This is a genomic window from Lactobacillus sp. UMNPBX12 (assembly GCF_002553955.1).
Classification (GTDB): domain Bacteria; phylum Bacillota; class Bacilli; order Lactobacillales; family Lactobacillaceae; genus Lactobacillus; species Lactobacillus crispatus.
This window is the reverse complement of sequence record NZ_PCYY01000005.1, coordinates 15,787-37,148: the sequence shown is the minus strand read 5'-3', so window position 1 is coordinate 37,148 and position 21,362 is coordinate 15,787. Positions and strand designations below refer to the sequence as shown.

Here is a 21,362-nt window from a genome sequence, read left to right as displayed (position 1 = left end):
ACCTACCATTCAATTGTACTGATGTCAGCGGGATGTAGATTATGCTGGACTTTTTGAATACTTCCATCGTGAATACGGATGACCTTATCAGCAATTGGGGCAATAGCGGCGTTATGAGTTACAATCAAGACCGTCGAGCCATTTTGCCGGCTCATATTTTGCAAAATTTTTAAGATTCGTTTGCCTGTTTTATAGTCAAGGGCACCGGTGGGCTCATCGCACAAAAGTAAGGCTGGCTTTTTAGCGATGGCTCGGGCAATTGCCACACGTTGCTGCTCACCGCCTGATAGTTGAGCGGGAAAATTGTTTTCTCGCCGCCCAAGGTCAACATACTGCAAGGCATCAGCGGCGCTCATCGCATCGGGGACAATTTGAGCAGCTAATTCAACGTTTTCTTTTGCTGTTAAGTTGGAAATCAAATTATAAAATTGAAAAACAAAGCCAACGTCGTTGCGCCGATAGGTAGTTAATTCTTTAGCGTTATATTTTGCAATATTTTTCCCCGCTACAATTACATCGCCACTTGTATTTGGCTCCATTCCGCCTAAAATATTAAGCAAAGTAGATTTTCCAGCTCCTGATGAGCCGAGAATAATGACTAGTTCGCCTTTATCGATAGAAAAAGTAATGTTCTTATTGGCATAGATGGTTGTGTCACCAGATTGGTAAATTTTAGTATTATTTTTTAAGTTAATGTAAGCCATCATAATCAGCTTTCTAGTATAGATGTATAATTAATAATTGTTTTAATTAACTTTATTCAATCATATTTATAATAAATAGGTAAAGGAAATACCATGGTAAACAGAATCACAAATATCTTTCTTAAACTAAGAAGATTGGCAATCTTTAGAATTTTTCAGCGAACGTTGGTTATGCTGATGCCGATCGCGGTAATTGGGGCATATTTTAAGTTGTTCAGAGATGCCGTTTTTTCGCCCGATAGTTTTATTTACAATATTTTTAATTTTGATATCACTTTGCCAGATCGTTTTTGGTATGCGGGAGCATTTGTCAGTCGGGGGATGGTTCGGGTAACCTTCGGCTTATTTGGTATTTATGCGGCTTATTTTGCGGCACGTTATACTGCGCGTTTATACCGTAAAGATTCAACCATGGCCGGGATGACGGCTGTCATCGTTATCATGTTTTGTGCTTATGCCAATAATTTAGCTAATAATGCCAGCGATCATTCACCATTTTCTTCCAGTGTTTTAAAAATTAATGCTGTCTTGCTGGCCTTGTTAATTGGCTATGGTGTAGGGCAAATTTTTCATTGGCTAGGAAAGGAACACAAGCCAGTCGATTTTGAACATGCCGCTAGAATTAAGGAAAGAGCCTGGAATGCGTTTATCCCGACAATATTTGCAATTTTTTGTGGGATAGTTCTGGGGATTATAATTTATGAATTTCAAATCAAATTCTTGAATTCTAGTACTTTTAAAGGCCTAGTTACTCAAATACAGGAATCAAATAATATTTTGTTAATAGCTTTACTGACTATCCCAGTCTTTTTACTTAGCTGGATGGGAATAGGTTATCCTCTAGCTTCTTTGTCAACTACTTCTAATAGTATTTCAGCAGCAGCTAACTTAAATTTTGCCTTAAAACATGGGAGTGCTTGGAATGTACCATATAAGTATTTGGGTAGTTCTTTGTTTTATCCTTATGCAGAAATGGGTGGTGCGAGTATTGTTTTAGCGATGATTGTAATTATCCTAATTTATAGTAAAACTAAGGACAGTGAAAATATTGCCAAGGTTAACCTGCTTCCAGCAGCTTTTGGCTCAACTGGAGGCATGATGGTCGGGATGCCGATTATTTTAAATCCATTGTTACTGCCAGCGATTGTGATTATTCCAATTATTAATATTCTACTAGCCGCTGGAGCAATTTTTTGCCATTTAATTCAACCTTGTGCTTACCCCGTTTTAAGTGGGACACCAGGAATTTTGGTCTCTTTCTTTGGTTCTAATGGTGACTGGAGCAACTTGGTATTTTCTATTTTGTTATTCATTTTAGATATAATAATGTTTATTCCAACTATGAAATTAGGTTTGCGACTTGAAAGGGGACTAAAGGATTATGAAGAAAAGAATGATTAATTTAGTTCAAAATCCTAATTTTAAATGGTTGGCAATCGTCTTAGTCTTATTAGTAGCTTTGGCTATTCCGGGTTATTCTTGGATGAAGGCTGATAACCACGCTAGAGCTGAAAGACGCAAATCGCTTTTGTCACCAGTAATTATGATTCCAGGTTCTAGTGCAACGACTGAACGTTTTAACCAATTAGTGAAGCAGCTAAATCAGAACACACCGACTAAGCATAGCGTGCTTAAAATTAAAGTTTCAACGAATGGAACGCTATCATATTCAGGCAAAATCAATAAAAACGACAACGAACCTTTCATTATTGTCGGTTTTGAAAATAATCACGATGGTTATAGCAATATTAAGAAGCAAGCCAGCTGGTTTGATCAAGCCTTTTATGCCTTATCAGAGAGCTATAAGTTTAATAATTTTAAAGCCTTTGGGCATTCTAACGGTGGCTTGATCTGGACCTATTGGTTAGAACATTACTACTGTTACTATTCTGATGAAATTAAAATCAAACGTCTGATGACGCTAGGAACGCCATATAATTTTGGTGAAAAAAATATTAATCATAAAACGCAAATGCTAGAAACCTTTATCAAGAACAAAGATAAACTACCGAAAAACTTGATTGTTTATTCCTTATCTGGTGGAAAAAATTATGAGTCTGATGGAATTGTACCAGAAGCTAGCGTAGCAGCCGGAAAATATATTTTTCAGAATCAAGTCAAGAGCTATACTGCAATGACAGTAACGGGTGTAGAAGCGGATCACTCGGATTTACCTCAGAATAAGCAGGTAATCAAAGTAATTAAACAGTATTTGCTTGAGCCGAGAAAGTTGAGCGAACCGCAAAATACTGGACAAGCAAAAGGGCAATAATAGAGGTAGGCAGAAATAGTTTATGGTAATAAACTTATTCTTATCTGTGGAAAACTTCCTTAAAATTAAACAGTTTTAAGCAAAATAATCATCAATTTTTGCCCATCTTAAGAAATTTTTTAGAATTTGTGAAGCACTACAAATGTTTATATTACAGCATTTGTGGTGCTTTTTTAATAAAAATCACAAAAAATAAAGAAGATGTGGAAAACTTTTGATTTTTAGCTTGCAATCTGTGGATAACATGCTATACTATTAAATGTAATGAGTTAGCACTCAGTAGCTTAGAGTGCTAAAGACGTAAATTTGAGATAGGGAGTGTTGCACATATGGCATACTTTAACAATGATTTTGATAACTTATTTAACGAATTGAATAGCTCATTCTTTAATGATGACTTTGGTAGCAGAAGAAATAGCAAAGGCAGTTCAGGTTCAATTCCAATTAATTACTCCAGCAGCATGGGTGCTGCACCACAAACAATTCAACAGAACCCACAACAACCCAATGAAAAGCCAATTGGTGTTGACTTAGTTGAGGAAGCTAAGAACAATAAATTTGACCCAGTAATTGGCCGTGACGAACAGATTGATAACGTAATTGAAATTCTTTCAAGACGTAAGAAGAATAATCCTGTTTTAATCGGACCTGCTGGTGTTGGTAAGACTTCTATTGTAGAAGGTTTAGCTGAAAGAATTGCTTCAGGCAATGTACCAGCTAAAATGGCTAACATGCATATCATTTCAGTAAATATTAATGACATGGTTGCTGGTTCAAGTCTTCGTGGTAGCTTTGAAGAAAGATTAAAGAAGGTTATCGATAAGGCCAAGAGCGATCCTAACATTGTTTTATTCATCGATGAAATTCACAACATCGTTGGTGCTGGTTCTACTGATTCAGAAAACAACAATGGGGATGCAGCTAACATCTTGAAGCCAGCTTTGGCAAGTGGTCAATTGAAGTTAATTGGTGCTACTACTACTAGTGAATTCCAAAGAATTGAAAAAGATCCAGCTTTATCACGTAGATTCCAAGCTGTTCAAGTTCCAGAACCATCTACTGATGTAGCTGTTAAGATTTTGGAAGGCTTAAAGAAGAAGTACGAAGACTACCACCACGTAAAATACAGTGACGACAGTCTTAAATTAGCTGTTGAATTATCAGAAAGATACATTCAAGGCCGTTACTTACCAGACAAGGCTATCGACTTGATGGATGAAGCTGGTGCTAAGAAGGCATTGCTTGTACAACCAACTGATGAAAAGAGCTTAAAGAACCAAATCTCAGCTCTTGAAGCTAAGAAGACTGAAGCTGCTAAGGCAGAGGATTACGACAAGGCTTCAGAAATTAAGAGTAAGATTGCTGAACTTGAGAAACAACTTAAGAATGTAGATTCTAAGAATACTCCAGAAGTAACTGAAAAAGACATCTACGCAATTATTGAACAAAAGACTAAGATCCCAATGAGTGAACTCCACGCTGATGAAGCTCAAAAGAACTTGGACTTAGCTAAGAAACTTAAGAAGAATGTTATTGATCAAGACAGAGCTATCGATGTAATTACTGACGCTATTGCTCGTAAGCAAATCTTCAAAGACAGCGACAGACCTACTGGTTCATTTTTACTCACTGGACCTACTGGTGTTGGTAAGACTGAGCTTGCTAAACAATTGGCAATTCAATTATTTGGTAACAAGGAACACTTAATCCGTTTGGACATGAGTGAATACCAAGACGAAATGGCAGTTAACAAGTTAATCGGTTCAGCACCTGGCTATGTTGGCTACGGTGAAGGTGGTCAATTAACTGAAAAGGTTCGTCACCAACCATACTCATTGATTTTATTTGATGAGATTGAAAAAGCTAACCCACAAGTCTTCAACGCATTATTGCAAATTATGGATGACGGTCGTTTGACTGACGCACAAGGTAGAACTGTTTCATTCAAGGATACTATCTTGATTATGACTTCAAATGCCGGCTTCTCAGACAAGTTGCTTGAAGATGGCAAGGTTGACCAAGACAAGTTAATCTCAGCCCTTGAAAACTACTTCAGACCTGAATTCTTGAACCGTTTGGACGCAATCGTTCCATTCAACTCACTTACTGAACAAGACATGGGCAAGATCATCAACATTTACTTGAAGAAGATGTCTCATGTTCTTGCTAAGAAGGGTGTAACGGTAGAAGTTTCAGACGAAGCTAAGGCATTCTTGGCAGAAAAGGGCTACGACAAGAAGTTCGGTGCTCGTCCACTTAGAAGAGTAGTTGAACAAAATCTTGAAACTCCAGCTGCTAAGTTGATCCTGAGAAAACCTGAAACTAAGAAGCTTGAATTCACTGCAGATGACAAGCACTTGTACTTAAACGGTGAAGCAATCTTCGATATTTCTCCAAAGATTGAAGAAAAAATTAAGGAAGACAAAACTAAAGCCGAAGATAAAAAAGAAGATTAATTAATAGTTAATAAAGAAAAAGAGGATATTTCCTAGGGAATATCCTCTTTTTGTGCAGAAATTGAATTAGTTTTGCATTTCTGCAAAGTTGTTTGATCTGAAATTAAAATAAGAGTATTATAAAAATATAAAAAATAAGATAATTATAAACTTTTAATTCGGTGAAAAAGTTCAGAAAAATTATGAGATACTTTAGGCAGATTAAGTACCTCAGGTAAGGAAACTATAAACAAAATTAATTCTTCATTATCTTTGTTTAGACGATAATAAAGAAGCTCTTTTAAGGAATTCATTTTGATTTGTAAGTAACTACTTAAGAAGCGGTATTGAATATGATTAAAAAAGATCTTCAATGAGGAATAATTATGAAGCAAAAATTTATATATCTTCGAGATATTTTTAAAGGGCACTCATCTTTGTGGCTAGGCTTAGTTATAGCTAGCGGTTTTACTGGCTTAGATGGCATTATTTCCCCCGCCGTTATGGGAATTCTTACGAATATTTTAACAAAACGTCAATTTAATCGAGTTTGGTTAGTTATTGCACTTTTCTTTGTGGCAATGACATTTACTAATATTGCTTTTTGGTTTTGGCAATATTTTAATTTAAAAATTATTCAAGTTGCTAATACCAAATTGCGTGCAGATGCTTATGATAAGTTTATTACTGCCAGTGATAATCGCGATGAATCGAAAGTAATTTCCTTTATAGATGTAGATGTAAAGCAAATTGAAAATCAGTTTATCAATGCGGTAGTAATGGTAATTTATTGCTTTGAGCAAGCATTGATCACTTTAATCTATATTCTTTATATTAATTCTTGGGTAGCATTGGTTTACCTTGTTTGTGGTTTTTTACCAACGGTTGTTCCCAGGCTTACTAAAAAATGGCTAGAAAAGGGAACCAAGAAGTGGTCCGCTAAATATAAGAAGTATAACTTAGAAGTTTCGGAAGGAGTTAAAGGTTTTCATCTGATTAATAATTATGGCGTTACAGCTAAGATGCAAAAGCTAATTACACATTCGCTTAAGCAAGAAGAAAATGCGTATTTTAAAATGAACTTGCATCAAGAAACTTCACGTTTATTATCAAATACCACTTATGTGATTTCAACAATTATTGCCCTATTAGTTAGTGTGTTGTTTATTATGAATGGTCAAATCACAGTTGGTGCCTTTATTTCGCTATATTTGGCAGCCGATAGGGTAACGAGTCCTATTTTGAGTTCTGTTCAGTTCTTGAATCAGATTAATTCGTCCACTCCACTTTTGGAAGCAGAGATTGATAAATCTAAGCAGCAGCAAATTAATAATTTAACTTATCAAAATCTATCTAAGGATCTTTTACTTGAATTTGATCACGCTAGTTTTGGGTATGATCATGCATTGATAAAAGATATTAATTTTGCTGTTAAAGGTAATAGTCATGTGATGATTGAGGGACCATCTGGTGTGGGAAAGTCAACAATTTTCAAAACTTTATTAAATGAAATACCACTCTTTTCAGGAGAAATTCTAGTTAATTCTAAGTTAAATGATAATGAATTGAAGCATCAAACTGGTATCATTAGTCAAGATACGTTTATTTTTTCAAAAAGCTTGCGCTTTAATTTGACATTAGGCGAAGATTTCTCTGATGAAGACATGATTGCAATCTTACGAAAGGTTGAATTGGATAAATTTGCCTCAACAGAAGGACTGGATACTAGATTAGGTGAGAATGGAGTCCATCTTTCTGGAGGTGAAAAGCGTAAAATTGAATTAGCTCGTGCATTATTAAGAAAGAAGACAATTTTATTATTAGATGAGGCCTTGTCGGGATTAGATCATCAAAGTATGCAGACTATATTTCAGTTAATTGTTGATTTCAAAGGTACTGTAATCGACATTGAGCATAATTTAAGTGACGAGTATAAGCAAAAATATGGGCAAATTTTAGAGTTGACTAATTAAGTAGCCCAGTTGCTCTAGCTTTATTGATTTGGCAATTTCTTCATAAAGTTGTAAACTGTGAAAAAAGACAAAATGGAGAAAATTATGGCTGAAAAAAAAGAAGAAAAAGAATCATGGGGTAAGTTTTTCCTAGATATCTTAATTATCTGGGGTATTTTATTTGGCGTTTATATGTTGCTCTTCCACTTCGTTTTGAGCAACGATACGGTGTCTGGTCCATCAATGCAACCAACCTTTCAAAATGGTGATCGATTGATTGCGGAACGTCATGCACAAATCAAACGTGGTGAAGTGGTCATTGTTAAAGCCCCAGATGAACCAGGTGCTTTGTACATTAAGCGTGTTATTGGTTTGCCTGGTGAAAAAATCGTCAGCAAAAATAATCAAATCTACATTAATAATAAAAAGATTGCTCAACCTTGGTTGAAACAAGGAACGAAGTTAATTGATAATGGCTCAGATACATTTTATTCTGAGACTCAGAATTTTACTATGCAGTCACTGATGCGGGCGCGGACTTACCAGCAATACTTTACTAGAGCGCAGATTAAATATGTGCAGGATACTGGGCGCATTCCGAAAGGAACATATTTCGTAATGGGTGATCACCGGAGCGTTTCTAAGGATAGCCGTTATATCGGAACCATTAAGCGTAGTAGTATCGTTGGCGTAGTTAAAGTACGTTACTGGCCGTTGAACCAATTTAAAGTTTACTAATAATGAAGATATTCCTAAGGGAATATCTTTTTTAGATAAAAAATAATTGCATGAATTGGCATAAGACTATATAATTCAAAAAAAGCAAACTTGATGGAGCAACATGTTTCATTTAAAAAACATGCCGCTCCATTTTTTATTTTGAGGAAGGTGCGAGTAATTATGGATGAGAAGCCGAGATTAAAACGCGGGCTTAAGAGTCGTCACGTAACAATGATTGCAATAGGGGGAGCCATTGGTACTGGCCTATTCTTAGGTTCTGGTTCAGCCATTCATAGTGCTGGCCCTTCAATTATTTTGTCGTACTTAATCGTAGGGATTATCACCTTTTTTATGATGCGTGCTTTAGGAGAGCTTATTTTAGCCGATCCTGATAGTCATTCATTTTTAGAATCAATCAAAAAATATTTAGGTAAGCGTGCCGAATTTGTAGCGGGCTGGATGTACTGGGCTTGCTGGCTTAGTTTAGCTATGGCTGATTTGACTGCGACAGGAATTTATTTAAGATACTGGTTTCCGTGGCTACCGCAATGGGTTGGCCCTTTAGTAATTGTGATCTTATTGATGTTGATTAACATGGTAAATGTCGGATTATTTGGTGAACTGGAAAGTTGGTTCTCAATGATTAAGGTAATGGCAATTGTAGTCTTAATCATTACCGGTGCTGTAATGTTGTTACTTCATACGCATGTAAAGGGCGGTTATGTTTCACTAACTAATTTAGTTAATCATGGTGGCTTTTTCCCAACTGGGATTTGGGGCTTTCTTTTATCATTTCAAATGGTTGTTTTTGCCTTTGTTGGGGTAGAAATTGTAGGTCAAACTGCTAGTGAAACAGCTAATCCGCAAAAGGATATTCCTAAGGCAATTAACACTTTGCCAGTTAGAATCGGCCTTTTTTATGTGGGCTCAATGTTGGCAATTATGTCTGTTTATCCATGGAATCACATTACAACTACTTCAAGTCCCTTTGTCCAGGTCTTTACCGGCATCGGTGTTACAGCGGCTGCAGGGATTTTAAATTTTGTCGTTTTGACTGCAGCTATGTCAGCGACTAATAGTGCAATCTTTTCAACTAGTCGATCACTTTATTCATTAGCACGTAACGGCCATGCACCTAAAAGACTAGGTGAATTGACCAAAAAAGCAATTCCAATGAACGCTTTGATGACCTCTTCATTAATTTTATTTGTAGTAGTTGCCTTAAACTATTTAATGCCAGCAGAAATATTCTCCGTTGTCTCAACTGTTTCAACAATTTGTTTTGTGATTGTTTGGATCATGATTATGGCAGCACATATTGTTTATCGCAAACAGAATAAGCAGAATTTAGGCAGCTTTAAAATGCCGGGCTACCCAGTAACTAGCTGGCTTACGCTTGCCTTTTACATTGGTATTTTAATCTTATTATTCTTTATCAAATCAACGCAGCTGGCTTTGATTATTTCGATTTTATTTGCAATCTTTTTAGCGATCAGCTACAGTTTTGTTCGAAAAAATGATAAGGTATAGTGATTAAAGATAAATGAGAATAGATATATTTCCTAGGAAATTTTTACAGATGCTAAAGAAAGGAAGTTGGAAATGGCGAAGAAAGCACCTGAATTAAAGCGGTCGATGACAGCCGGACAGATGGAAATGATCTCACTTGGAGGAGCAATTGGTGTTGGACTATTCATGGGGGCTAGCTCAACCATTAAGTGGACCGGTCCTTCAGTACTGCTAGCTTATATTTTTGTTGGGGTTATTTTGTATATAGTAATGCGGGCATTAGGTGAGATGCTTTATGTTGATCCAGGTACTGGTTCTTTTGCAGACTATGCTTCAGAGCATGTGCATCCAATTGCCGGCTATTTAGCCGAATGGGCAAACGTGTTTCAATACATTGTTGTCGGAATTTCTGAGGTGGTGGCAACAACAGAGTATTTGCGCTTTTGGTGGAAAGGCACCTCTGATTGGGTTGCCGGCGTAATTATTATTTTATTTTTGCTGGTGGCTAACTTAGCTAGTGCGAAAGCTTATGCAACCTTGGAATTCTGGTTTGCCATGATCAAGGTTGTAACGATTATCTTAATGATTTTGCTTGGCTTTGCGGTAATTCTATTTGGCTTTGGTAATGGCGGTCATCCAGTAGGCTTTTCTAACCTGTGGAGTCATGGCGGCTTCTTCACTGGTGGTCTCAAGGGCTTCTTTTTCTCAATGGCCATTATTGTTGGTTCTTATGAAGGAATTGAGCTAATTGGGATTTCAGCTGGTGAAGTATCTGATCCGCATAAGGCCATTGTTAAAAGCGTGAAGTCAGTATTGTGGCGGATTTTGATCTTTTATGTTGGGGCAATTTTTGTGATTGTCACAATTTATCCATGGAATAAATTAGATAGCATTGGCTCACCGTTTGTAACGACCTTTGCCAAGGTGGGAATTACCGCGGCAGCTTCAGTAATTAACTTTGTAGTTTTGACTGCAGCTTTGTCCGGTGCAAACTCAGGAATTTATTCATCAAGTCGAATGTTGTATAAATTGGCACACGAAGGTGAAGCACCTAAGACTTTTGGTCACGTATCTAAGAGAATCGTGCCTAGTCATGCGATCATTGGAATTACTAGTGGGATCTTTATTGGTTTCATGCTTAATGTTTTGGCACAATTTTTGAATAAATCACTAGCTAATGTTTTTGTTATTGTCTATAGTTCATCTGTTTTGCCAGGGATGGTTGCATGGTTTGTGATTTTACTAGCAGAGTTGCGTTTTAGAAAAAAGAACCCTGATTTGATGAAGAATCATCCGTTTAAATTGCCACTATATCCATATTCCAACTATTTTGCTTTAATCATGTTGGTTGTGATTGTAATCTTTATGTTTATTAATCCAGAAACGCAAATTTCTGTTGCAGTTGGTGCGATTGTGTTGATTGTGGCGGCACTTGTTTATGTGGTTAAGCATAGAAAAGATGAATAGAATTGAAGCAGTAGGTAAGAAGCCTGCTGTTTTTTAACTGGGATAAGATACATAGAGATACACAAAGATACACAAAAATAATATAATAAACATAAAAGATAGAGTAATTGATGAGGTGATAAAATGAATAATCCATTTAATCCTAGTTTTGGTAGAATTCCCGCTGTTTTTTTGCATCGAGGTCAATTGATTGATGATGTGGTTAATGAAATAAATAATCCAAATAGTCCGTATAAGATTTCGATTGTTTACGGGATGCGTGGAGTCGGCAAAACTACATTTTTGACTGAGGTTGGCAAAAGAGTTGAAAAGAATCCTGACTGGATCGTTGTTGATTTGGCTATGGGATCAAATTTAATGGCAGCTTTAGTTGATAGTTTGTATATGAAAGCTGGAAATGAATTACAAAAAATCTTTGAATCTATTAAAGGCTTAAATTTTTCTGCCTTTGGTTTACAGCTTTCTGCAGAGATAAGTCAACCTACTTTTTCTACTTATCAAGGTATTTTGACAAATATGTTCGATAAGTTAAGAAAAAAGGGGATTAAGGTTTTAATTACTTTAGACGAAGTGAAGTCTAATCGTGAATTAAAAGATTTTGCAGGTTATTATCAATTATTAAATCGAAAAGATTATCCTGTGGCCTTAATGATGACAGAGCTTCCTGAAAATATATCTGAGTTACAAAATGAAGATGTAATGACTTTTTTATTGCGCGGAAAAAGAATAGCTTTATCTGCTTTAAACTTAGCTCAAATCGAAGTTAGTTATAACAATGTATTTAAACAATCAGGATTTCAGGTAACAGAAGATATTCTTAGCAAAATGGCGCTAATGACAATGGGCTATTCGTATGCCTTTCAATTATTGGGCTATTTGGTTTGGAATAGTGCAAAAAAAAATAAAATAATTGATCAAAATCTGCTAGATAAAATTAAGCCAGAATATCTAGTTGAATTAGATCAAAACGCATATACGAAGATTTTTAGTAGTCTATCAAAACAAGATAAAAAATTTGCTTTAGCAATGGCCCAGAGTTCAGAACAACGTGTTTCGATCAAAGAAATTCGTGAACGATTAAACCGCCCAAGCAATTTTGTAGCTAATTATCGTAGACGCTTGTTAGATGATCAAGTTATCAAATCTACAAATTATGGTGAAGTGGCCTTTACTTTACCGTTTTTCAAGGAATATGTATTGCGACAGTATCGCTTTGAGCAGGGACTAGAATAAGAAATATTCAAAAATTATCGTATTCAATTCAAATCTAATATTGTACTTTTTGCATAAATTTCTCTATAATATTACATACAAAAAGTAAGCAAAAGGAGGAGCATAAATGACAAAACCAATTATCGGTATCTCAGGTTCTGTAATTATTGACGATGGAGGAATTTTCCCAGGATATCATCGTAGTTATGTGAACGAAGACTATGTAGATTCAGTAGTTCAAAATGGCGGTGTGCCTTACATTATTCCATTTACTGAAAATGATGAGGTAATTCGTGAACAGCTTAATCATGTTCAAGGCTTGATCTTATCTGGTGGGCATGATGTTGATCCACGTTTTTATGGCGAAGAACCAATGCAAAAGATTGGTGCTACTTGGCCTGAACGCGATCATTTTGATATGCGCTTGTTAAAGTTAGCAGAAGAAAATGGTATTCCGGTACTCGGCATTTGTCGTGGTGCTCAAATTATTAATGTGGCTCATGGCGGTACGCTTTACCAAGATCTTTCATACAGAAAAGAACTTACTTTGAAACACATGCAAGGTCATACGCCAACTTTGCCTACTCATAGTATGGAAGTGGAAGCTGATAGTAAATTGGCTGAAATTTTGGGTAAAACTGAATTTCGCGTTAATTCTTTCCACCATCAATTAATTAAAGACGTTGCACCAGATTTAAAAGCAGTGGCAACAGCTCCTGATGGTGTGGTTGAAGGGCTAGAAAATAAAAAAGGTAATGTCATTGCCGTGCAGTGGCACCCTGAAATGTTGCATCGTAATTCCGATGTAGCGTTTATGAATAACTTATTTAAGTTTGTTGTTGATAATGCAAAGTAAGGAAGCAAATAGATGAATGAAAAAACAGGAGATAAATTAGGCTTTTGGTCAATTGTACTATTAGCAATTAATGCCATTATTGGTTCAGGTATTTTTTTAACACCTGGTAGTGTGGTACAGCAAGCCGGTAGTAAAGCTTTAGTTGTATATTTAATTGCGGCAATTTTTGCAGCGATTCTGGCCATTTCGTTTGCGGCAGCTTCAAAGTATGTCACTAAATCTGGTGCTGCCTATGCTTATTCCAAGGCCGCTTTTGGTAAAAAAATTGGCTTTTATATGGGAGTTCTGCGTTACTTCTCAGCCAGTGTAGCTTGGGGCGTAATGGCTGTTGGGGTAATTAAGTCAACTATTTCAATTTTTGGCGGAAATCCCAATAAGGCAATAAATGTCACAATTGGCTTTTTGATCTTGATGGCAATTATTACCGTGATCAACTTGTTTGGTCAAAAAGTAGTTAAGTATGTAATGAATTTAGCCACGATCGGTAAGTTGGCTGCATTGGTGTTAATTATTATTGCTGGAGTAGTTTTGTTAATTACTACTGGTGCATCAAGCAACCTAGGACAAGTAGATCAATTGACTCAGAATGGTCAGAAAATTGTGCCAACTTTAACTACAACTACCTTTGTCATGGCAATTGTTTCAGCCTTCTATGCCTTTACCGGCTTTGAATCAGTAGCTTCTGGTTCAGAAGATATGAAGAACCCTGAAAAGAACTTGCCACGAGCAATTCCATTGGCAATCTTAATTATTGCGGTTGTCTATATCGGCGTTGTAGCGGTAGCGATGGTACTTAATCCACGCGCTTTAATGACGACTAAGCAAGTTGTAGCGATTGCGGCTATTTTTAATAATGAAATCTTACGTGATGTGATCTTAGTTGGTGCCTTGGTTTCAATGTTTGGGATCAACGTAGCTTCCAGCTTTAATGCTCCACGTATTCTGGAAGCTATGGCTCGAGAGGGTCAGATGTCACAAGCTTTAACTAAGAGAACTAAGAATAACTTCCCAATTAGAACTTTCTTTATCTCTGTTGGCTTGGCAATTTTGATTCCGATGGCCTTTGAATACAATATGGTCAACTTGATTACTTTGAGCGCGATGGTTAGATTCTTAGGTTTCATCGTGGTACCTCTAGCAGTTATTCAATTTTACCGTGGTAAGGCAAAAGAAGATATCTTAAAGGCTAATAAGAGCGTTATGACTGATGTTATTGTGCCAATTTTATCTGTTGTGATTGTGATCTTCTTGTTAGTTGAATATAACTGGAAGGCACAATTTGGTGTAGTAAACGCAGCAGGACAAGTTATCGGTGTTAACTGGTATGCCATTGCGATGATGGTCTTTGGCTTTGTATTGTTGCCACTCATTATGGCTTGGATTTCTAGAAGAGAACGGAAATAAAATCAATAGAAAAAAGATCCTACATTTTGCAGGATCTTTTTTGGTATGTAAAAAAATCTTAAAATTACAGCAACTTAATATCGTCAGCTTCACAAGCCTCAACCATATCTTCTGGCCAAATAGAAGCTTGTACTTCACCAATGTGAGCCTTACCTAACAGCAACATACAGAGACGAGATTGACCGATTCCGCCGCCGATTGAATAAGGTAATTCACCCTTCAAAAGCATTTGGTGGAATGGCAATTTTTCGCGATCTTCGCAATGTGCCTTCTTTAGTTGTTCACGTAAGCTTTCCTCACTAACACGGATCCCCATTGAAGAGATTTCAATCTTACTGTTAAGCGGTTCATACCAGAAGACTAAGTCACCGTTTAATTGCCAATCATCGTAGTCTGGTGCACGGCCATCGTGTGGTTCACCACTACGCTTTAACTTGTCACCAATTTTCATAATAAAGACGGCTTTTTCTTCTTTAGCAATCTTATCTTCACGCTCTTCTGGAGAAAGATCAGGCCAGCGATCTTCTAATTCTTGAGTAGTAATAAATGAAACGTGATCAGCTAAGCGGTAAGTAGAGCCAGGGTAGCGTGCAGCAACCAGCTTTTCAGTTGCCTTAATTGCCTTAAAAATGTTCATCACAGTAACTTCAAGTGTGTCGGTGTTGCGTTCTTGTTTACTAATAATCTTTTCCCAGTCCCATTGGTCAACATAGATAGAGTGGAAGTTATCAAGATCTTCGTCCCGGCGGATGGCGTTCATGTTGGTGTAAAGTCCTTCATGCATTCCGAAACCATAGCGTTTCAAAGCCAATCTCTTCCATTTAGCCAATGAGTGAACTACTTCGATAGTATCTTCTTTAGGCATTGCCTTCATGTCAAAGGCAACGGGACGTTCAACACCATTTAAGTTGTCGTTTAAGCCGGTCTTTTTTTCAACAAACATTGGAGCTGACATTCTTTGTAAACCGAGAATTTCTGCCAATTTATCTTGGAAGGTTTCACGAATAAATACAATCGCAGCTTCAGTGTCGCGCACAGTTAATGTTGGGTGATAATCTTTAGGTAAAATAAGTGTCATAATATAAGTCCTCTTTCTAATGTACTTAGAGCAAAGAAAAAGCCCTTCGCTCCCTAAAAAAAACAGGGACGAAAGGCTTTTTTCCGCGGTACCACCCACATTGTCTATATTTTAATAGACCGACTCATGAAGCACTATCATGCTCCACCGGCGTGGTAACGTACCGGAGACGTCTCAACCTACTCTAAGAATTGTTGTTTCGGTGAGCTGCTAAAAGTGTTTTTCAATAATCCAGGGTCTATTAGTTTCACACTAGCACTAATTCACTGGGAAGAATTAGATTATTTACTCGTCTTTTTCATCGCTTTTTAATTTGTTTATATGTATTTAACATTATTTTTTAGAAAAAAGCAAGCAAAAAATGTAGTAATATATTTAGGAAAGCGTTTAAGTTATAGATAATAAAAGAAATTAATTAATTTTAGAGGAATAAGAATGTTAGGATTTTCTGTTTATCTAGGACACGATTTGACGTCCGAGAATTACAATTATTTGCTGACGATGCGCAATAGTGGATTTACCTGCGTTTTTACTCAGCTAGCTGTACCTGATACTGATAGTGAGACGATTTTAAATCGGCTGGCGGACTTAACTAATTGGTGTCAAAAACTAGACTTGAAAATTATTGCAGATGTCACGGCAGATGATCTGCAAGATTTGGGTATTAATGTCAATAGTGTTGAGCAAATTAAAAGTTTGAGTCTAACTGGTCTTAGAGTAGATCATGGATTTTCTACTGATATTATTGCCAAGTTGTCCAAAGAAATGCCGATAGTTCTAAATGCCAGCATTATTACGCAACAAAATATTGATGATCTGCGTTATAGTAATGCAAATTTTGAAAAATTAACAGCAGGACATAACTTCTACCCACGTCCTGAAACAGGTCTTGATGCACACTGGATGCAAAAGAAGAATGAGTGGCTTAAGCAATATGGTTTGAAAACAGCAGCCTTTATTTCAGGAAATGGCAAATTGCGTGGACCAATTTTTGCAGGATTGCCAACGTTGGAGAAGCAGCGATATGAAAACCCATTAGCTGCGATCTTAGAATTGAAAGATTATGATTGCGATCACATTTTTGTGGGAGATCCGCAACTTACGAGGGATGCAATTGAATCGATTACTAATTATCAAAAACAGGGTGCAATTACACTGCATTTAGATACTGATATACCAGAATTGTTTGGCAATGATTGGCATAATCGTCCAGATGTGGCGCGTGACGTAGTTCGCTTAAAGGAAAGCAGAAAAAAGATGTTTTTGTCAACAGAGCCGCAAGATAATATTTATGCTAGACCAACTGGCAGCGTGACGATTGATAATCATTTGTATCCGCGTTATGAAGGCGAAATCGAGATTACTAAACGCGATTTGCCATGCAATGAGAAAGTAAATGTTTTGGCCCAGGTTAAGGATTACGATTTACCGTTATTGAAATATGTAGATTCAGATACACAGATTATCTTTAGACGAGCTACTAAAGGGGCATAGCATGATAAGTATTTCCGAGGAAATACTTATTTTTTTACACAAAAAAACCGCACTTCAATGAAGTGCGGTTAACTTATCGGGAAAACAGGATTCGAACCTGCGACCCCCTGGTCCCAAACCAGGTGCTCTACCAAACTGAGCCATTTCCCGTTTTTAAGTGCGCCCTGAAGGATTTGAACCTTCAACCTTCTGATTCGTAGTCAGACACTCTATCCAGTTGCGCTAAGGGCGCATTCATCAACGACAACTAGTATAACACAATTTAAAACTCTGTCCAATCGTTTTTAAAAAATAATCAAAAAAAGTCGAGTTATTGACTACCCTACAATAACTCGACCTATATTATTCTATCGAAAAAAGATAGATAATACTATATTATCGTAATATTCTTAACAGGAAAATAATAAAAATGCAAAAATTTTATTAAAATTACTTATCACCATCAAAAATATTGTCTTTAACGATTACGTAGTCGACTAACTTAATGGAATTAAGATCGCGACCACCAGCGTATGAGATGGATGACTGCAAGTCTTCCTTCATTTCTTTTAAAGTATCCTTAATTGAGCCACGGTATGGCACTAACATTTGCTTACCTTCTACATTTTTGTAAGTACCTTTTTGAACCTCAGAGGCTGAGCCCCAGTATTGCTTGTAAGTTTTACCATTAATTTTGATTACATTACCAGGTGATTCTTCATGACCGGCCAGCATTGAACCAATCATAACCATGGTAGCGCCAAAACGAATTGACTTAGCGATATCGCCGTTATGACGAATCCCACCGTCGGCAATTAATGGCTTAGAAGCAGATTTACTGCACATTCTTAATGCGGCTAATTGCCAACCACCAGTACCAAAGCCAGTCTTCAATTTCGTAATACATGCTTTACCAGGTCCCACACCAACCTTGGTTGCGTCGGCGCCTGCATTTTCGAGTTCACGTACGGCTTCTGGCGTAGCAATATTGCCCGCTGTTAAAAATGAATCAGGTAATTTTTCCTTAATATACTTGATCATCTTAATCACGTAAACGGAGTGACCATGAGCTATATCAATAGTAATATATTCTGGTTTAAGGTTTTCCTTGACTAATTCATCAATAAAATCATATTCACTGTCTTTAATGCCGACCGAAATAGATGCAAATAATCCTTTTTGATGCATCATTTTGATGAATGGGATTCTCTTTTCGGGTTCAAAACGATGCATTACGTAATAATAATCGTTTTGGGCTAGCCAAATAGCAAGGTTATCATCAATGACACTTTCCATATTGGCAGGAACAACCGGTATTTTAAATGTTCGGTTTCCGAATTTGACACTGGTATCTGCATCACGACGGCTTTTGATGATACCCTTATTAGGTACAAGTTGAATATCATCATAGTCAAAGGCTTCCATACTAAAGTAGTTACTCATTTTAAAACTGCTCCCTTTAATCTTGTTTGTTGACCGAGACATACTATATGGGAATAATTTGTGTTTGTCAATATGAAAATCGAACTATGAAATAATTTAAAAATAAAATAATTCGGATTTTATATTGATTATTTGTAAATTAATTGCTAGACTAGCATACGTAATATTTATAGAGATTTTTATGAGGTGAATTTTAAATGACAGCAGTCGCAGTCGTAGGAAGCCAATGGGGCGATGAAGGTAAGGGAAAGATTACTGACTTTTTGAGTAAGGATGCTGCAGTTGCAGTTCGTTCAAATGGTGGTAACAACGCAGGTCATACTATTGATATTAATGGTCAAACTTTCAAGATGCGTTTAATTCCTTCTGGTATTTTTGCAGCCAAGGACAATACAGTTATTGGTAATGGTGTCGTAATCAATCCAGAAGTAATGTTTGGCGAATTAGAAAATCTTGAAAAGAGTGGCATTGATACTAGTGGCTTGAGAATTTCTAATCGTGCCCACATCATTATGCCTTATGATATTAAGCAAGATGAATATCAAGAAGAAGCTAAGGGGGCTAACAAGATTGGTACTACTAAGAATGGTATTGGACCAACTTACATGGACAAGGCTTCAAGAATTGGAATCCGCGTTTGTGATTTGCTTGAAAAAGACACCTTTGAAGAAAAATTGCGTGCTAACCTTGAAGTAAAGAATGAATTATTTACTAAGGTTTATGGTAAGCCAGCACTTAAATTTGAAGACATTTTTGATAAATACTATGAATATGGTCAAAGAATGAAGAAGTATGTAACTGATACTTCTGTCTTAGTGAATGATGCACTTGACCAAAATAAGAAAGTTTTATTTGAAGGTGCGCAAGGTGTGATGCTTGATATTGATGAAGGTACTTATCCATTTGTAACCTCATCTAATACTATTTCTGGTGGTATTTGTTCAGGTATTGGTATAGGTGCTAATCGTCTTGATACTGTAATTGGTGTCTGCAAGGCTTACACTACTCGTGTTGGTGCCGGTCCTTTCCCAACTGAATTGCTTGATGAAGTTGGTGACCGTATTCGTGAAACTGCTCATGAATACGGTACTGTTACTGGTCGTCCACGTCGTGTTGGTTGGTTTGACTCCGTTGCATTGCGTCACTCAAAGCGTGTTGCTGGTATCAATGGCCTTAGCTTGAACTTGCTTGATGTATTTTCAGGCTTTGACAAGATCAAGATTTGTACTGCATATGAACTTGATGGTGAAAAGATTGATTATTATCCAGCAAGTTTGAAGGAATTATACAGATGTAAGCCTGTATATGAAGAACTTCCAGCTTGGGATGAAGATATTACTCAAGTTAAGACTTGGGACGCTCTTCCAGAAAATGCTAAGAAATTCTTGAACCGCGTTTCAGAGTTGGTTGGCGTTCCTTTGGTAACTGTTTCAGTTGGTCCAGATCGTGAACAAACTATTGTTTTGAAGAATCCATGGGAAATGTAATTTATGCTTGAACGTTATACTCGCCCAGAAATGGGGAAAATTTGGACAGACGAAAATAAATATGCAGCTTGGCTTGAAGTAGAAATTGCCGCAACAAAGGCTTGGGCAGAACTCGGTGAAGTGCCAGAAGCAGATGCGGAGAAGATTGCTAAGAATGCCAGCTTTACTGCAGAGCGTGTGGCTGAGCTTGAGCAAGTAACCCACCATGACGTGGTTGCTTTTACTAGAACTGTGTCTGAAAGCCTTGGCTCTGAGAAAAAATGGGTGCACTTTGGTTTGACTTCAACTGATGTGGTTGATACTGCTCAAGGCTACTTACTTAAACAAGCTGATGAGATTATCAGAAAAGATCTGCACGAATTAAAAGCAACTATTGCAGAAAAGGCTAAAAAGTATAAGTACACAGTAGAAATGGGACGTACACATGGCGTTCAGGCTGAACCAACTACATTTGGTCTCAAGATTGCTCGCTGGTACGCAGAAATCAATCGTGATATTGAACGATTTGAACACGCCGCAAAAGGCGTTGAATCTGGCAAAATTTCGGGTGCTGTTGGTACTTTTGCTAATGTTCCACCTGCAGTTGAAACTAGCGTAATGAAGCAATTAGGTTTGACACAACAGCCAATTACTAGTCAAGTATTGCCTCGTGATTTGCATGCAGAATACATTGCGACATTAGCATTGATTGCTACTAGTATTGAAAATTGGGCGACAGAAATTCGTGGCTTGCAGCGCAGTGAAATTCATGAAGTTGAGGAACATTTCCGCGCTGGCCAAAAGGGATCATCTGCAATGCCACACAAGCGTAACCCAATTGGCTCAGAAAACCTTTGTGGAATGGCGCGGGTAATGCGTGGTCACGTCGTTACAGCATACGAGGATGTAGCGTTATGGCATGAACGTGATATTTCTCATTCAAGTGCCGAACGAGTTATCTTGCCTGATACGACGATCGGAATTGACTACATGTTGCACCGTTTCAACCGGATTTTGACTAACTTAGATGTATTCCCTGAAACGATGCGTAAGAATATGGATCGTACATACGGATTAATTTACTCTCAACGAGTGTTGCTTAAGTTGATCGATGAAGCAGGTCTATCTCGTGAAAAAGCTTATGATATGGTACAGAAGCTAACTGCTAAATCATGGAATGAGCAAAAGCAGTTTAAGCCATTGGTTGAAAACAGTGAAATTATGAATTACCTATCCAAGGAAGATATTGATGATGCATTTGATTATCATTATCACTTGCGTCATGTTGATGAAATTTTCGAAAAACTTGGTTTAGATGATTAAGTGAAAGACGCTTGGAATTTTCCAAGCGTTTTTTTGCTAGAAACAATT

Annotated in this window: 16 protein-coding genes, 2 tRNA genes and 1 other annotated feature; of the genes, 13 read left to right on the top strand and 5 right to left on the bottom strand. The window is 37.0% G+C overall.

All coding sequences use genetic code 11. From position 1 onward, the window contains the following. Nucleotides 1-2 precede the first annotated feature (2 nt). Nucleotides 3-704, bottom strand: coding sequence for an ABC transporter ATP-binding protein (locus CP363_RS03155; protein WP_098035847.1), 702 nt, complete (start codon nucleotides 702-704; stop codon nucleotides 3-5). A gap of 93 nt (nucleotides 705-797) precedes the next feature. Here CP363_RS03155 and CP363_RS03150 point away from each other — a divergent pair, with 93 nt between their 5' ends. The 10 genes from CP363_RS03150 (at nucleotide 798) to CP363_RS03105 (ending at nucleotide 14,531) form a co-directional block, all read left to right on the top strand. Further along, complete coding sequence (locus tag CP363_RS03150; protein ID WP_098035832.1) at nucleotides 798-2,105, top strand: PTS sugar transporter subunit IIC; 1,308 nt, start codon at nucleotides 798-800, stop codon at nucleotides 2,103-2,105. Continuing rightward, nucleotides 2,086-2,976: an alpha/beta hydrolase gene (locus CP363_RS03145; RefSeq protein WP_061205057.1), complete on the top strand. Its 891-nt coding sequence runs from the start codon at nucleotides 2,086-2,088 to the stop codon at nucleotides 2,974-2,976. The genes CP363_RS03150 and CP363_RS03145 overlap by 20 nt, the downstream gene beginning before the upstream one ends. A gap of 329 nt (nucleotides 2,977-3,305) precedes the next feature. Further along, a complete protein-coding gene (locus CP363_RS03140) occupies nucleotides 3,306-5,432 on the top strand; it encodes an ATP-dependent Clp protease ATP-binding subunit (RefSeq protein ID WP_098035831.1) in 2,127 nt (708 codons plus the stop codon). Nucleotides 5,433-5,797: 365 nt separating this feature from the next. After that, a complete protein-coding gene (locus CP363_RS03135) occupies nucleotides 5,798-7,384 on the top strand; it encodes an ABC transporter ATP-binding protein (RefSeq protein ID WP_065990215.1) in 1,587 nt (528 codons plus the stop codon). An 84-nt stretch (nucleotides 7,385-7,468) separates the two neighbouring features. Then, a complete protein-coding gene (gene lepB, locus CP363_RS03130) occupies nucleotides 7,469-8,101 on the top strand; it encodes a signal peptidase I (protein WP_061205060.1) in 633 nt (210 codons plus the stop codon). Nucleotides 8,102-8,263: 162 nt separating this feature from the next. Then, a complete protein-coding gene (locus tag CP363_RS03125; RefSeq protein WP_005721860.1) occupies nucleotides 8,264-9,613 on the top strand; it encodes an amino acid permease in 1,350 nt (449 codons plus the stop codon). A 72-nt stretch (nucleotides 9,614-9,685) separates the two neighbouring features. Next, entirely contained in the window at nucleotides 9,686-11,059 is a 1,374-nt protein-coding gene (locus tag CP363_RS03120; protein ID WP_098035830.1) for an amino acid permease, read from the top strand. A 123-nt stretch (nucleotides 11,060-11,182) separates the two neighbouring features. Beyond that, complete coding sequence (locus CP363_RS03115; RefSeq protein WP_098035829.1) at nucleotides 11,183-12,292, top strand: ATP-binding protein; 1,110 nt, start codon at nucleotides 11,183-11,185, stop codon at nucleotides 12,290-12,292. A gap of 106 nt (nucleotides 12,293-12,398) precedes the next feature. Continuing rightward, nucleotides 12,399-13,127, top strand: a complete 729-nt coding sequence (locus CP363_RS03110) for a gamma-glutamyl-gamma-aminobutyrate hydrolase family protein (protein ID WP_005723688.1) — start codon at nucleotides 12,399-12,401, stop codon at nucleotides 13,125-13,127. Between the two features lie 12 nt (nucleotides 13,128-13,139). Continuing rightward, nucleotides 13,140-14,531, top strand: a complete 1,392-nt coding sequence (locus CP363_RS03105) for an APC family permease (protein ID WP_089143219.1) — start codon at nucleotides 13,140-13,142, stop codon at nucleotides 14,529-14,531. 64 nt (nucleotides 14,532-14,595) lie between these two features. On the opposite strand, the gene asnA is transcribed toward CP363_RS03105, so the two are convergent. Next, nucleotides 14,596-15,609 carry an aspartate--ammonia ligase gene (asnA, locus tag CP363_RS03100; protein ID WP_023487748.1) on the bottom strand — a complete coding sequence of 338 codons (1,014 nt, stop codon included), beginning with the start codon at nucleotides 15,607-15,609 and terminating at the stop codon, nucleotides 14,596-14,598. 61 nt (nucleotides 15,610-15,670) lie between these two features. Beyond that, nucleotides 15,671-15,920, bottom strand: a binding site (T-box leader). A gap of 124 nt (nucleotides 15,921-16,044) precedes the next feature. On the opposite strand from asnA, the gene CP363_RS03095 reads away from it, so the two are divergent. Next, nucleotides 16,045-17,103, top strand: a complete 1,059-nt coding sequence (locus CP363_RS03095; protein ID WP_005720009.1) for a DUF871 domain-containing protein — start codon at nucleotides 16,045-16,047, stop codon at nucleotides 17,101-17,103. A gap of 76 nt (nucleotides 17,104-17,179) precedes the next feature. Here the strand turns inward: CP363_RS03095 and CP363_RS03090 are convergent. From CP363_RS03090 to CP363_RS03080, 3 genes are all read right to left on the bottom strand, one after another. Further along, nucleotides 17,180-17,253 (bottom strand) — tRNA-Pro (locus CP363_RS03090). Nucleotides 17,254-17,261: 8 nt separating this feature from the next. Continuing rightward, nucleotides 17,262-17,335: transfer RNA gene (locus CP363_RS03085), tRNA-Arg, on the bottom strand. A gap of 197 nt (nucleotides 17,336-17,532) precedes the next feature. Continuing rightward, nucleotides 17,533-18,525 (bottom strand): GMP reductase, encoded by a 993-nt coding sequence (locus tag CP363_RS03080; RefSeq protein WP_098035828.1) that lies wholly within the window; start codon nucleotides 18,523-18,525, stop codon nucleotides 17,533-17,535. 197 nt (nucleotides 18,526-18,722) lie between these two features. Between CP363_RS03080 and CP363_RS03075 the strand changes: the two genes are divergently transcribed. After that, a complete protein-coding gene (locus CP363_RS03075; RefSeq protein WP_005720011.1) occupies nucleotides 18,723-20,012 on the top strand; it encodes an adenylosuccinate synthase in 1,290 nt (429 codons plus the stop codon). A gap of 3 nt (nucleotides 20,013-20,015) precedes the next feature. Further along, nucleotides 20,016-21,314 (top strand): adenylosuccinate lyase, encoded by a 1,299-nt coding sequence (gene purB, locus CP363_RS03070; protein WP_098035827.1) that lies wholly within the window; start codon nucleotides 20,016-20,018, stop codon nucleotides 21,312-21,314. Nucleotides 21,315-21,362 lie beyond the last annotated feature (48 nt).